We start from the raw sequence: 14,541 nt of genomic DNA, 5'->3' as shown, positions 1-14,541 counted from the left end.
TCCCTCCCGGGTGGTCAGGGGTGTGCGGGCACCGTTGTCAGGAGCGGCTTCGGGGAGGTCTCGCCGGTGGGTGAGCCCAGCGCCGTGATGGTGAGCACGAGGGCGAGCGCGACGGCGAGACCGGTCGCGGCGGCGATCAGGGCGCGCATAGGGACGCCTCCCGACGGGCGGAACTGATACATCGTCAGGTCCGGCACCGTAGCAACGGGCGGGCGAGATGAGAACACGTTGCACACACAACGACGGCGCCCCCTCGGCGAAGGGGCGCCGTCGTTGTCGTAGAAAGCTGTGTGAAGTTGTGGGATCGAGTACGAGGGGCTACGCGCTGGGGCTCGCCGACGGGCTCGGTGAGGACGTCGCCGCGGCCTTCTCCACGGTCAGCATGACCGTGAGCGTCGCCCCGCCCGCGGTGTCGATGCGGAGCAGGAACGTGCCGGTGGTGTCGTCCGCGTAGAGCTTGGGCAGCTTCAGCAGCCCGTTCCCGTCGGTCTTGAGACCGGTCAGGGTGCGTACGGTCTTGCCGTTCGCGTCCTTGAAGTAGGGGCCCTTGTCGTTCTCGGTCGGGTCGAGCACCGACTTGATCAGTGTGGCGGTGGCGGCGACCTTGTCCGCGGCCTCGCCCCGGTACGTCGCCTTCACCTCGACCTGCTCGGCGAACTCGCCGCCCGCCGGGCAGGTCAGCGCGGTTGCGCTGGTGCGGGTGAGGGCGCTGGCGACTCGTTCGGTGACGGTCGCCGTGTAGTTGACGGCGCCGACGGTGCGGCCGACGACGGTGGCGCGGACGGTGAAGTCGCCCGTCTTCTCACCGGCCTTCAGCGCGGGTGCGACGGCGACACCGGAGGCGTTGGTGGCGACCGTGGCCACGTTCTCGCCGCCGGTGAAGGTGGCGTCGGTGTCGCCGGTGATCGTGAAGCGGATCCTGACCTTGCCGACCGCCTCGCCGTCCTCGGTCTCGGCGCGGGTGCTGATCTTCTGGATGAACGTGTCGCCGGCCATCGCGGTGAGGTCTGCGGTGCCCGCGTCTTCCAGGCGGTCCACCGTGTCGGTGGGGGTCGGGTCCGGGGTGTTCGGGTCGCTCGGGGATTCCGACGGCGGCTTGGGGCTCGGACTCCCGGAGCCGCCGTCATTGTTCGCGGGGGGCTTCGGGCTCGGGCTGGTCGTGCCTGGCGTGCGCGGCGGTGTGGGCGAGGGGCTGGTGCTCGCCCCGCCGTTGCCGGTGTCGCTGCGGTCCCTCGGCAGCGTGCCCGTGCCGTCCGGGACCTCGTGCGTGCCCTTGCGGTAGTACTCCAGCCACGACAGGACCAGGTTCAGGTAGTCCTGCGAGTTGTTGTAGCTGAGGATCGCGCTGCTCAGGTCGGTCTCGGTGGACAGGTCCCAGCCGTAGCGGCACAGGTAGTGGCCGGCGGCGAGCGCGGCGTCGTAGATGTTGTTCGGGTTCTTCTCGCCGTCGCCGTTGCCGTCGCGGCCCGCCCACGACCAGGTGGACGGGATGAACTGCATGGGCCCGACGGCACGGTCGTACGAGCTGTCACCGTCGTACACGCCGCCGTCGGTGTCGCTGATGTTCGCGAAGCCGTTGCCGTTGAGCTGCGGGCCGAGGATCGGCGAGAGGGTGTCGCCGGCGGAGTTGACGCGGCCGCCCCGGGCCTGGCCCGACTCGACCTTGCCGATGGCGGCGAGGAGTTCCCAGGGCAGGTTGCAGCCGGGCTTGGACGCCCGGAGCGACGCCGCCGCCTGCTTGTAGGCGTCGAGGACGGTGGCGGGTATGCCTGCCTCCGCCGCGCCGCGGGCGGCGGGGCTGCCGATGGTCGGCGTGGGGCTGGGCGTGTTGAGCGGCGGCAGGTCCGTGTAGTACGGCGAGTTGCCGGTCGCGCTCTCCGCAGGCGGGTCCGCGTCGGGGGTGGACTGGGCGTCGCCGGCGGTCCGTCTGCCGGAGTCGTCGACGGTGACGCCCGGCGCCTGGGACGCGGACAGCGCTGCGACCGCCAACGCGGCCGCGGCCGTCGTTGCCGCACCTGCGCGCAGCCTCCTGCCGAATTGCGCCGCCATAAGGTGAATCCCTCCCGTGGGCGCTCCGCGCCCTTCTCCGACTGCTGTGCTCGCCCTGAGAGACGATCGGCCCGCCGCCGCGGTTGCCCTCGCGGGGCCCGCCGGTGTTCTGTTGATGGGGTCGGTCACGCCCCTGGGAATGCCGACCCAGGTGACCCTACGACAACTTGCTTTCCACGTGCACCCGTTCGAGCCGGGTCTTAACCGGTTGGCCATATCTCGTTGGGCCGCTACGACTGCGCCGGTCATCCCGCATACTGGACGTCGATGATCAACGGGACCGGCAGGTCCGCCAACGTCCGTCGCGAGGGATGCAGTTGCCGTTCACGCTGAGCCACGCGGCGGCCGTGCTGCCCGCCGTACGCACCGACGGAACCGGCCGCGGCCGGCTTGTGCCCGCCGTGCTCGTGGCCGGTTCCTTTGCGCCCGACATGACCTATTACGCGGCGAGTGTCCTGTCCGGGGCGATGGAATTCGGCGATGTCACCCACTCGTTCGGCGGCGTCTTCACCGTCGATGTGGTGGTCGCCTGGGTCCTCGTGGGGCTGTGGCTGCTGATGCGTGAGCCTCTGGTGGCGCTGCTGCCGCGGAAACGGCAGGCCAGGGTGGCTTCGTTGGCGCGCTGCGGGGTGCCACGCGCGCGTGTCCGGCTGTCCCTGGTGGTGCGGTGGTACGTCTCCGCCGCGCTCGGCGCGCTGACGCATGTCGTGTGGGACGCGTTCACGCATCTCGACCGGTGGGGGATGCGGCTGTTTCCCGTCCTGGGCGAGGAGGTGGCCGGCTCGCCGTTGTACTGGTACCTGCAGTACGGCGGCTCGGCGGTCGCGGCTGTCGTGATCGCCGTGTTCGTGGCGTACGCGCTGCGGCGGACTCCGTCGGTCGAGCCGGTGGAGCCCGTCGAGCCGGTCGGGGTGCCTGCTCTGTCGGTGCGGGACCGGTGGGTGGCGGGTGCGCTGATCGGCGGGTGTGCGGGGGTGGCCGCTGCGGAGCGGGCGGTGGGCTGGTGGGCGTACTGGGGGTCCATGGCGGAGCCCTGGGAGCTGATTCCGACCCTGTGCTTCGGGGCCGGCGCCGGGCTGGTGCTGGGGCTGCTGCTGTACGCCGTCGGCGTCAGGGTGTGGCGCGGGTCCCCGGCGGTTCCGGAGCGGAGCCGGAGCCGTCCGGCCGCCCGCTGACGGTGGACGCGGTCGCGATGAACACGGTGACGGTCTGCCCGGGGCGTGACCGTGGCAGCCGGGAGAGGACCAGGGCCAGGTAGCTGCGGGCCAGGTCGGTCCACAGGCGCCAGTGGGGCGTGTGCCCCGGCTGTACGGCGGGCCGCTCGCTGTCGCTGAAACGGTGCCGGAGCCTTGTGGCCGCCCCGCGCAGGGCCGCCGGGAGGTCGGTGGGGATGCGGGCGGTGCTTGCGGCGGCCGAGAAGACCGGGACCGGTGGGGGCGGCGGGGGCGGGGTCGCGTCGGCGTTCGCCTGCGCCAGTGCCCATGCCGTCCGGCGGTTGAGCATGCGTATACCCATGCGGGCATCTTTACGGGCTGGTGGGGGTGGGGCGTTTTCGCGGGGGCCACGTGGGTGACGGGGCCTTTGGGGGTTGGGCGGGTTCCTTCGCGTCTGCCGGGTTGCCGTTGTGTTGGGGCTGCGGGTGGGTTGTGGCTGGTCGCGCAGTTCCCCGCGCCCCTTAAGGCGTTGCAGTCCCGGCCGCCTAACAGCACTGCCAGCACAGCCCACCCGCTTGGCTCAATCCCCGTTGGCTAGTGCGCTGCCGACTCCCAGTCCGGGCCTGCGCCCACTGAGACGCCCAGGGGGACGTTGAGGTGGACGGCGTTGGCCATTTCGTGGCGGACCAGTTCTTCTGTGGCGGCGCGCTCGCCGGGGGCGATCTCCAGGACGATTTCGTCGTGGACCTGGAGGAGCATGCGGGAGGTGAGGTCGGCTTCGCGCAGGGCCCGGTCCACGTTGAGCATGGCGATCTTGACGATGTCGGCGGCGGTGCCCTGGATGGGTGCGTTGAGGGCCATCCGCTCGGCCGCCTCACGGCGCTGGCGGTTGTCGCTGTTGAGGTCGGGGAGGTAGCGGCGGCGCCCGAAGAGGGTCGCCGTGTAGCCCGTCGCCCGTGCCTCGTCGACCGCGCGGCGCAGATAGTCCCGTACGCCGCCGAAGCGCTCGAAGTACGCGTCCATCAGGGCACGGGCCTCGCCCGCGTCGATGTTCAGCTGCTGGGAGAGGCCGAAGGCGGACAGGCCGTACGCCAGGCCGTACGACATCGCCTTGATCTTGCGGCGCATCTCCGCGTCGACCGCGGTGGGCTCGACGGCGAACACCTGCGACGCGGCCGTGGTGTGCAGGTCCTCGCCGGAGGTGAACGCCTCGATCAGGCCCTCGTCCTCGGAGAGGTGGGCCATCACGCGCAGCTCGATCTGGCTGTAGTCCGCGGTCATCAGGGACTCGAAGCCCTCGCCGACGACGAAGCCCCGGCGGATGGCCCGGCCCTCGTCGGTACGGACCGGGATGTTCTGGAGGTTGGGGTCGGTCGAGGACAGGCGGCCTGTCGCCGCGACCGTCTGGTTGAAGGTGGTGTGGATACGGCCGTCCGCCGCGACCGTCTTGATCAGGCCCTCCACGGTGACCCGCAGCTTGGCCTGCTCGCGGTGGCGGAGCATGATCACCGGCAGTTCGTTGTCCGTCTGGCCGGCGAGCCATGCCAGCGCGTCGGCGTCGGTGGTGTAGCCGGTCTTGGTGCGCTTGGTCTTGGGCAGGGCCAGCTCGCCGAAGAGGACTTCTTGGAGCTGCTTGGGCGAGCCCAGGTTGAACTCGTGTCCGGCCGCCGCGTGCGCCTCCTTCACGGCCTGCTGCACGGCGCCGGCGAACATCTGCTCCATGGCCTCCAGGTGGGCCCGGTCGGCGGCGATGCCGTGCCGCTCCATGCGGGCCAGCAGCGCGGACGTCGGCAGTTCCATGTCCCGCAGGAGGTCCGCGGCGCCCACTTCCTGGAGCCGCTCGCCGAAGGCCTCGCCGAGGTCGAGGATCGCGCGGGCCTGGACCATCAGGGCGTCGGCCTCGGCGCCGTCGTCCGTGCCGAAGGCGAGCTGACCGTCGGCCGCGGCGGCCGGAGCCAGCTCGCGGTGGAGGTACTCCAGGGACAGCGCGTCCAGGTCGAAGGAGCGGCGGCCCGGCTTGACCAGGTAGGCGGCGAGCGCGGTGTCCATGGTGACGCCGTCGACGGTCCAGCCGTGCTCGGCGAAGACACGCATCGCGCCCTTGGCGTTGTGGAAGACCTTGGGGCGGCCCGCGTCGGCCAGCCAGGCGGCGAACGCCGTCTCGTCGGCCTCGTCCAGCTGCGAGGGGTCGAACCAGGCGGCCGCTCCGCCGGGCGCCGCCAGGGCCACCTCGGCGACCGAGCCGGCGCCGAGCGCCCAGGTGTCGACGGTGGCGACGCCCAGTGTGTCGGTGCCGTGCTCCGTCAGCCACGGGGCGAGCTCGCCGGTGGAGAGCACCTTGCCGTCCAGCTGGACGCCGTCCGTGGTGATCGGGGTCGTCTCGGCCTCCTCGGCGCCGGGGTCGACGGCGAAGAGGCGCTCACGCAGCGACGGGTTGCGGATCTCCAGGGTGTCCAGCACCATCGCGACCGCCTTGCGGTCGTACGGCGCCCGCTCGAGGTCCGTGACGGTCTTCGGCAGCTCCACCTGCCGCTCCAGCTCGGTGAGCCTGCGGTTGAGCTTGACCGCCTCCAGGTGATCGCGCAGGTTCTGCCCGGCCTTGCCCTTGACCTCCTCGACGCGCTCGACCAGGTCCTTGAAGGAACCGAACTGGTTGATCCACTTCGCGGCGGTCTTCTCACCGACGCCCGGGATGCCCGGCAGGTTGTCAGAGGGGTCGCCGCGCAGGGCCGCGAAGTCGGGGTACTGCGCGGGCGTCAGGCCGTACTTCTCGAAGACCTTCTCCGGCGTGAACCGGGTCAGCTCGGAGACGCCCTTCGTCGGATACAGCACCGTGGTGTGCTCGGAGACCAGCTGGAAGGAGTCCCGGTCGCCGGTGACGATCAGCACGTCGAAGCCGTCGGCCTCGGCCTGGGTCGCGAGGGTGGCGATGACGTCGTCCGCCTCGAAGCCGTCCACCGCGAAGCGCTGCGCGTGCATCGCGTCGAGCAGCTCGCCGATCAGCTCGACCTGGCCCTTGAACTCGTCCGGGGTCTTGGAGCGGTTGGCCTTGTACTCCGTGAACTCCTCGGAGCGCCACGTCTTGCGGGAGACGTCGAAGGCCACCGCGAAGTGGGTGGGCGCTTCGTCGCGCAGCGTGTTGGCGAGCATCGACGCGAAGCCGTAGATCGCGTTCGTCGGCTGGCCCGTCGCGGTCGTGAAGTTCTCGGCGGGCAGCGCGAAGAACGCGCGGTAGGCCAGCGAGTGCCCGTCCATGAGCATCAGCCGCGGGCGGTCGCCGCCGGGGGTGCTGTCGGTCTTCTTCGATGCTGTTTCTGCCACGCCCCGATCCTGCCACGCCCCACTGACAGTCGGGACCGCGGTGGCTTCGGTCCCGACGAAACCCGGCGTCGGCGATCTCCACAAGCCCGACCGCAGGCGTTGTCGGCGGCGCGTGCGAGGATCGTAGATGTACCTCACACACGCAGTGGCAGCAGTCGTATAGGAGAGCGTGCGATGGCAACGAAGCCGCCCCAGGGTGATCCGGTTCAGGACGCGCCGCAGGTCGCCGAGCCGCAGCACGCGGCGGCGGGGCTCCCGGCCATCGGGCACACCCTGCGTGTCGCCCAGCAGCAGATGGGTGTGAAGCGGACCGCGCTGACCCTGCTGCGCGTCAATCAGAAGGACGGCTTCGACTGCCCGGGCTGCGCCTGGCCGGAGCCGGACCACCGGCACAAGGCGGAGTTCTGTGAGAACGGCGCGAAGGCGGTCGCCGAGGAGGCCACCCTGCGCCGGGTCACCCCGGAGTTCTTCGCCGCGCACACGGTCGCCGACCTCGCCACCCGCTCCGGCTACTGGCTGGGCCAGCAGGGGCGGCTGACGCACCCCATGTATCTCCCCGAAGGGGGAGAGCGCTACGAGCCGGTCACCTGGGACCGCGCCTTCGACATCATCGCCGAGGAGCTGAAGAGCCTCGGCTCCCCCGACGAGGCCCTCTTCTACACCTCCGGCCGCACGAGCAACGAGGCCGCCTTCCTCTACCAGCTGTTCGCCCGCCAGTTCGGCACGAACAACCTGCCGGACTGCTCCAACATGTGCCACGAGTCGTCCGGCTCGGCACTGTCCGAGACGATCGGCGTCGGCAAGGGCAGCGTCCTGCTCGAAGACCTCTACCAGGCCGACCTGATCATCGTCGCCGGCCAGAACCCCGGCACCAACCATCCGCGCATGCTCTCCGCCCTGGAGAAGGCCAAGGCCAACGGCGCGAAGATCATCAGCGTGAATCCGCTGCCCGAGGCGGGCCTGGAGCGCTTCAAGAACCCGCAGACCCCCCAGGGCATGCTCAAGGGCGCCACGCTCACCGATCTGTTCCTGCAGATCCGCATCGGCGGCGACCAAGCCCTCTTCCGCCTGCTCAACAAGCTGATCCTCGACACCGAGGGCGCCGTCGACGAGGACTTCGTCCGCGAACACACCCACGGCTTCGAGGAGTTCGCCGAGACCGCCCGCGCCGCCGACTGGGACGAGACGCTCACCGCGACCGGTCTCGAGCAGCGGCAGATCGACGAAGCCCTCCGGATGATCCTCGCCTCCGAGCGCACCATCGTCTGCTGGGCCATGGGCCTCACCCAGCACAAGCACGCCGTGCCGACCATCCGCGAAGTGGTCAACTTCCTGCTCCTGCGCGGCAACATCGGCCGCCCCGGCGCGGGCGTGTGCCCGGTGCGCGGCCACTCGAACGTGCAGGGCGACCGCACCATGGGCATCTTCGAGCGCCCCGCCCCCGCCTTCCTGGACGCCCTGGAGAAGGAGTTCGGCTTCGCACCCCCGCGCGAGCACGGCTACGACGTCGTACGAGCCATCCGCGCGATGCGCGACGGCATGGCGAAGGTCTTCTTCGCCATGGGCGGCAACTTCGTGTCCGCCTCCCCCGACACCGACGTCACCGAGGCGGCGATGCGACGGGCCCGGCTGACCGTGCACGTCTCCACGAAGCTCAACCGCTCACACGCCGTCACGGGCGCCCGGGCACTCATCCTGCCCACCCTGGGGCGCACCGAGCGGGATCTGCAGGGCAGCGGCGAGCAGTTCGTGACCGTCGAGGACTCCATGGGCATGGTGCACGCCTCCCGCGGCCGGCTGGAGCCCGCGAGCACGCATCTGCTGTCCGAGCCGGCGATCGTGTGCCGCCTGGCCCGCCGCGTCCTCGGCGACGCGTCCCGCACGCCCTGGGAGGAGTTCGAGAAGGACTACGCCACGATCCGCGACCGCATCGCGCGCGTGGTGCCCGGCTTCGAGGACTTCAACGCGCGCGTGGCGCACCCCGGAGGCTTCGCGCTGCCGCACGCCCCGCGCGACGAGCGCCGCTTCCCCACGGCCACCGGCAAGGCCAACTTCACCGCCGCGCCGGTCGAGTACCCGCGGCTGCCCGAGGGACGGCTGCTGCTGCAGACGCTGCGCTCGCACGACCAGTACAACACCACGATCTACGGCCTCGACGACCGCTACCGGGGCATCAAGAACGGCCGCCGCGTCGTCCTCGTCCACCCCGAGGACGCCCACGCGCTCCGCATCCCGGACGGCTCGTACGTCGATCTGGTCAGCGAATGGCGCGACGGCGTCGAGCGCCGCGCGCCCGGCTTCCGCGTCGTGCACTACCCGACCGCGCGGGGCTGCGCGGCCGCCTACTACCCCGAGACCAACGTCCTGGTCCCCCTCGACGCCACCGCGGACACCAGCAACACCCCGGCCAGCAAGTCCGTCGTCGTACGTCTGGAACAATCGGCGACCGACTGAGCGTTTGCTCAGCAGATGTGACCGACGACGAAACGGAGCCGGGCCCCATGGGCGAACAGCAGCACGCGAAGTTCCCGCAAGAGGTCATCGACGAGTACGCCGCGCTCGGCGTCGACCTCGTCGCCATGTTCTCCGCCGGACACCTGGGCACCCGCATGGGAGTGGAGATCGTCGAAGCCTCCGCGGACCGCGTCGTCGGCACCATGCCCGTCGAGGGCAACACCCAGCCGTACGGACTGCTGCACGGCGGCGCGTCCGCCGTGCTCGCCGAGACCCTCGGCTCCGTCGGCTCCATGCTCCACGCCGGCAGCTCCAAGATCGCCGTCGGCGTCGACCTCAACTGCACCCACCACCGCGGCGCACACTCCGGACTCGTGACCGGCGTGGCCACGCCCCTGCACCGGGGACGCTCCACGGCGACGTACGAGATCGTCATCAGTGACGAAGACGGACGGCGGGTCTGCACCGCCCGGCTGACCTGCCTGCTGCGGGACGCCCCAACGCCCGCGGCCTGACCGGGTTTTCGGCTGGGCAACCGCCCCCGGCTCCCCTACCGTTTCCCCATGAGGCGGCCCTCATGACCGGAATCGGCCCCGTCGAGCCCGTCGACTCGCCGGGGTCCGAGGACAGTTGCCCCACCGTCGGCTCCGACCGGACACGGCTGGCGGAGCATTGGAGCGCGCGCTGGGCCCGGCTGTCGCCCAAGACCCGCAAAGCCGCCCTCGGCGCGGCGGCGATCGCCCTGGTCGCGGCGGGAATTCTGGTGCCGCCCGCCCTGACGCCCGAAGACCGCGCCAAGCCGCAGGAAACCCCCGTCCCCTGGCCCGCCAATGTCACCACCTGGCGCTACCTCGGACTGGCCACCCCCCACAAACCCGGGGCCACCAGCGGCCGTTTCCTGTTCGCCGTGACCGTCGACCACGGGCCGCCCGTCAGCCTCGAGGTCTCCGGCACCGCCTTCGACGGGCTCACCGCACACGCCGTGCCCTGGCCCTCCTTCCTCGTGCCCGGCGGAACAACCCTCCGGATCGCCGTCGAGATATCCGTATCCGACTGTTCGGGAGTGCCCCTCGATGCGGACCTTCCCTTTCTCGACGTAACGCTGCGTAACACGCGCGCAATACAACACCACAGTTTCATCTTCGGAGGCGCGTACTCCCACGATCTTTCCCGGCTCCTTCGGGGCGCCTGCGCCCCGATACACCGGCAGCCGCCCGCACGGCCAACCGGAAGTGCAAGTTCTCAAAATGTGGACTGACAGGGATGTCACCCAAAAGGGTTAACAGTCCCCTCCACCGAAGCGCGCACACCTGCACGTCATAACAAGAAAGTCACAAGCCAGCGCACGGCGATGCCGCCGCCCTCAAACCGGGCTTAGAGTCACGGCCAGTCACCGCTCCATCGGGAGTTCGGTACCAGCGCGGCACCCGCCGCCCCACCCGGGCGGACGTGACTGCGGAAAGGACTGATTGTGCGACGTTCCTTGGTGATACTTACCTCCGTCCTCGCGACCGGAGCTCTGACGCTCACCGCCTGCGGCTCCCGAGACGACAGTGGCGGCGACAGCAGCGACAGCGGCAAGACGCTGACCATCGGCGTGGACGCCCCCCTGTCCGGCGAGAACTCCACCACCGGTCTCGGCATCCAGTACGGCGCCCAGATAGCCGTCGACGACGCCAACAAGAACAAGACCGTCCCCGGTGTCACCTTCAAGCTGAAGGCCTTCGACGACAAGGCCCAGCCCGCCACCGGCCAGTCCAACGCCACCGCGATCACCGGCGACAAAACCGCCGTCGGCGCCGTCGGCCCCCTGAACTCCGGTGTCGCCCAGTCGATGCAGCAGGTGTTCGCCTCGGCCAACATGGTCCAGATCTCCCCCGCGAACACCAACCCCGAGCTGACCCAGGGCAAGAACTGGCAGACGGACAAGAAGCGGCCGTACAAGACCTACTTCCGCACCGCCACCACCGACGAACTGCAGGGCAGCTACGCCGCCGACTACGCGTACAACGGCCTCAAGAAGAAGAAGGTCTTCGTCGTCGACGACAAGCAGACCTACGGCGCCGGCCTCGCGAAGATCTTCGCCGAGCAGTACAAGAAGCTCGGCGGCACCGTGGTCGCCACCGACCACGTCAACACCGGCGACAAGGACTTCGGCTCCCTCGTCACCAAGATCAAGAACTCCGGCGCCGACCTCCTCTACTACGGCGGCCAGTACGACGAGTCCGCGCTGATCACCAAGCAGATGAAGGACGGCGGAGTCAAGATCCCGCTCTTCGGCGGCGACGGAATGTACGCCTCCACCTACATCGAGGCCGCCGGCGCCTCGGCCGAGGGCGACCTCGTCACCGCGATCGGTGTCCCCGCCGACACCCTGCCCGCCGCCAAGACGTTCATCGAGACCTACAAGGCCAAGGGCTACAAGGGTGACTACGGCGCCTACGGCGCCTACGCCTACGACGCCACCATGGCCATCATCAACGCCGTGAAGGCAGCCGCCGAAGCCAACGACGGCGAGGTCCCCTCGGACATGAACGACCTGCGCACCACCGTCGTCGACGAGGTCCAGAAGACCAACTTCGAAGGCCTCACCGGCAAGCTCTCCTTCGACGAGTACGGCGACACCACCAACAAGCAGCTCACCGTCTACCAGGTCAAGAACGGCGAGTGGAAGGCCGTCAAGACCGGCACCGCCGACCTCGGCTGACCCAGGCCCCCAGCAGCAACAGCAACACACCACGGGCCGCGCGGAAGGGGACCCCGACCGCGCGGCCCTTGCCACACCCACCCCTGCACACGACCAGTGCATACGACCACCAGCGACATGGAGGCCATGCGGTGAACACCCTGCCGCAGCAGCTGGCCAACGGGCTGCTCCTAGGCTCGATGTACGGGCTGATCGCCATCGGCTACACGATGGTGTACGGCATCGTCCAGCTCATCAACTTCGCGCACGGCGAGATCTTCATGACCGGGGCCTTCGGCGCCTTCACGGTCTACTTCTACATCCTCCCCGACGGCACCGCGATGGCCATCGCCGTGCCCCTGATGCTGATCGGCGGCGGAATCGTCGCCATCCTCATCGCCGTCGGAGCGGAACGGTTCGCCTACCGACCACTGCGCGGAGCACCACGACTGGCACCGCTCATCACCGCGATCGGTCTCTCCCTGGCCCTCCAGGAAGTCGTCCGCAACTTCTACCCCGGCGCCGACCGCACCATCGCCTTCCCCGGCCTCGACGCCACCCACGACATCGGCTCCGTCACCATCAAGGACGCCGACATCTTCCTGATCCTGGCCGCCATCGTGTGCATGTCCGCCCTGGCCTTCTTCGTCCGCAAGAGCCGCACCGGACGCGCCATGCAGGCCACCGCCCAGGACCCGGACACCGCACAGCTCATGGGCATCGACACCAACCGGATCATCGTCATCGCCTTCGCCATCGGCGGATTCTTCGCCGCGGTCGCCGCCGTCGCCTACGGCCTCAAGTACGGCAACATCGACTACCGCATGGGCTTCCTCATGGGCCTCAAGGCCTTCACCGCAGCCGTCCTCGGCGGCATCGGCAACATCTACGGCGCCATGCTCGGCGGCCTCGTCCTCGGCGTCGCCGAAACCCTCGCCTCCGCCTACATCGACGGCATCCCCGGCATGGACAAGCTCGGCGGCCAGAGCTGGGCCAACGTCTGGGCCTTCGCCCTCCTCATCCTCGTGCTCCTCGTCAGACCACAAGGCCTGCTAGGCGAACGCGTCGCGGACAGGGCGTGATCACGATGACCGACATCACCAAGACCACCCCCGCCACCCGCGGACTCATCCCCCTGCCCCTCGCGGCAGCCCGCGCGCTCCTCCTCCTCGGAGGCATCGCCACCGCCGCATCCGCCTTCCTCGCCTGGACCTGGACCAAGGAATTCCCGGGCAACCTCACCATCACCGGATACCCCGGCGGCCTCCAGTGGCTCACCTTCACCGCCGGCGTCCTCACCGCCCTCTTCGCCCTCGCCACCTACGGCATCCGAGGCCTCGGCTGGCTCGTACCAGGACGCAACAACGCACCCCTCGCCCTGCTCGCCCTCGGCGGCCTCGGCGTCACCTGGTACACCGTCATCGCGATCACCGTCGAACTCGGCGGCGTCGTCAACCTCGAACCCGGCGGCTGGATCGCGGCCATCGCCTCCCTCCTGCCCGTCATCGGCGCCTTCGCCCTCCCCGAGAAGCGCACCGACGACACCAAGGAAAACCTCAAGGCGTACCTCGCCAAGCCCGACGGCATCCCCGCCCCCCAGCCCCTCGGCGGATGGGCAGAACGCGCCGTCATCACCGTCGTCACCATCCTCGGCCTCTTCGTCTTCACCTACGGCATCGACACCGAGTACGGCCAACTCTTCGTCGGCTACCTCATCGTCACCGTCTTCGCCGTCTGGGCCCTGCACACCGCAGGCCTCATGGACCGCTTCTCCCGCATCGTCGCCCACAACCGCAGCTTCACGCTCGCCATGGGCTTCGTCGCCGCGATCGCGTTCCCCTTCACCCAGACCGACGACCACTACGCCAACATCGGCGTCAACATCCTGATCTTCGGGACCGTCGCCCTCGGCCTGAACATCGTCGTCGGCCTCGCCGGACTCCTCGACCTCGGATACGTCGCCTTCCTCGGCGTCGGCGCCTACACCGCCGCCCTCGTCTCCGGCTCCGAGTTCTCCACCTTCTCCGGCGTCCAGTTCCCCTTCTGGGCCGCCGCCCTCACCGGCGCCGCCGCATCACTGGTCTTCGGCGTCCTCATCGGCGCCCCCACCCTGCGACTGCGCGGCGACTACCTCGCCATCGTCACCCTCGGCTTCGGAGAAATCTTCCGCATCGCCGTCAACAACATGGACGGCGACTCCGGCCCCGACATCACCAACGGACCCAACGGCATCCCGTCCATCCCGGACCTCAAGCTCTTCGGGTTCAACCTCGGCGAATCCCACGACATCGGCGGCTTCACCCTCGGCCGCTTCGCCAACTACTACCTGCTGATGGTCCTCATCATGGCCATCGTCGTCCTCGTCTACACCCGCGCCGCCGACTCCCGCATCGGCCGCTCCTGGATCGCCATCCGCGAAGACGAAACCGCCGCCACCGCCATGGGCATCAACGGCTTCCGCGTCAAACTCATCGCCTTCGCCCTCGGCGCCGCCCTCGCCGGCCTCGCCGGCACCGTCAGCGCCCACGTCACCTACAGCGTCGTACCGACGCCCTACCAGTTCGCCGGCTCCACACCCCCGAACTCGGCATTCCTCCTCGCAGCAGTCGTCCTCGGCGGCATGGGCACAGTCGCAGGCCCCATCCTCGGCGCCGCCCTGCTCTACCTGCTCCCCGAGAAGCTCGTCTTCCTCCAGGACAAGTCGCTGCTCGCCTTCGGCGTCGCCCTCATCCTCCTGATGCGCTTCCGGCCAGAAGGCATCATCGCCAACCGCCGCCAGCAGCTCGAATTCCACGAGACCGGCCAACTCGACGTACCAGACACCACAACACTGACCGGCGAACCAGCCGCCGTCACCAAGACGGGGGCGTGAGCACC

11 protein-coding genes are annotated in these 14,541 nt (G+C 69.7%); 7 read left to right on the top strand and 4 right to left on the bottom strand.

Annotated elements, in window-relative coordinates:
- Window positions 1-14 precede the first annotated feature (14 nt).
- A complete protein-coding gene (locus OG828_RS36590; RefSeq protein WP_155055294.1) occupies window positions 15-149 on the bottom strand; it encodes an SPW_0924 family protein in 135 nt (44 codons plus the stop codon).
- A 169-nt stretch (window positions 150-318) separates the two neighbouring features.
- A complete protein-coding gene (locus tag OG828_RS36585; protein ID WP_328503578.1) occupies window positions 319-2,049 on the bottom strand; it encodes a lytic transglycosylase domain-containing protein in 1,731 nt (576 codons plus the stop codon).
- A gap of 317 nt (window positions 2,050-2,366) precedes the next feature.
- Here OG828_RS36585 and OG828_RS36580 point away from each other — a divergent pair, with 317 nt between their 5' ends.
- Complete coding sequence (locus tag OG828_RS36580; protein ID WP_328503577.1) at window positions 2,367-3,224, top strand: DUF4184 family protein; 858 nt, start codon at window positions 2,367-2,369, stop codon at window positions 3,222-3,224.
- Here the strand turns inward: OG828_RS36580 and OG828_RS36575 are convergent.
- A complete protein-coding gene (locus tag OG828_RS36575; protein ID WP_328366497.1) occupies window positions 3,160-3,564 on the bottom strand; it encodes a hypothetical protein in 405 nt (134 codons plus the stop codon). The genes OG828_RS36580 and OG828_RS36575 overlap by 65 nt on opposite strands.
- 233 nt (window positions 3,565-3,797) lie before the next feature.
- Window positions 3,798-6,524 carry a DNA polymerase I gene (polA, locus tag OG828_RS36570; RefSeq protein WP_328366495.1) on the bottom strand — a complete coding sequence of 909 codons (2,727 nt, stop codon included), beginning with the start codon at window positions 6,522-6,524 and terminating at the stop codon, window positions 3,798-3,800.
- Window positions 6,525-6,698: 174 nt separating this feature from the next.
- Here polA and OG828_RS36565 point away from each other — a divergent pair, with 174 nt between their 5' ends.
- From OG828_RS36565 to OG828_RS36540, 6 genes are all read left to right on the top strand, one after another.
- Entirely contained in the window at window positions 6,699-8,978 is a 2,280-nt protein-coding gene (locus OG828_RS36565) for an FdhF/YdeP family oxidoreductase (RefSeq protein ID WP_328503576.1), read from the top strand.
- Between the two features lie 47 nt (window positions 8,979-9,025).
- The gene (locus tag OG828_RS36560; RefSeq protein ID WP_210576012.1) at window positions 9,026-9,493 is read left to right on the top strand and encodes a PaaI family thioesterase; all 468 of its coding nucleotides are present in this window, start codon (window positions 9,026-9,028) and stop codon (window positions 9,491-9,493) included.
- A gap of 62 nt (window positions 9,494-9,555) precedes the next feature.
- Window positions 9,556-10,236, top strand: coding sequence for a hypothetical protein (locus tag OG828_RS36555; protein ID WP_328503575.1), 681 nt, complete (start codon window positions 9,556-9,558; stop codon window positions 10,234-10,236).
- A 225-nt stretch (window positions 10,237-10,461) separates the two neighbouring features.
- Window positions 10,462-11,685, top strand: coding sequence for a branched-chain amino acid ABC transporter substrate-binding protein (locus OG828_RS36550; RefSeq protein WP_328372487.1), 1,224 nt, complete (start codon window positions 10,462-10,464; stop codon window positions 11,683-11,685).
- Window positions 11,686-11,816: 131 nt separating this feature from the next.
- Window positions 11,817-12,746 (top strand): branched-chain amino acid ABC transporter permease, encoded by a 930-nt coding sequence (locus OG828_RS36545; RefSeq protein ID WP_328366486.1) that lies wholly within the window; start codon window positions 11,817-11,819, stop codon window positions 12,744-12,746.
- A 5-nt stretch (window positions 12,747-12,751) separates the two neighbouring features.
- Window positions 12,752-14,536, top strand: coding sequence for a branched-chain amino acid ABC transporter permease (locus OG828_RS36540; RefSeq protein WP_328441167.1), 1,785 nt, complete (start codon window positions 12,752-12,754; stop codon window positions 14,534-14,536).
- Window positions 14,537-14,541 lie beyond the last annotated feature (5 nt).

Origin of the sequence: Streptomyces sp. NBC_00457 (assembly GCF_036014015.1) — a bacterium.
Lineage (GTDB): Bacteria > Actinomycetota > Actinomycetes > Streptomycetales > Streptomycetaceae > Streptomyces.
This window is presented reverse-complemented; position numbering and strand designations above follow the sequence as displayed.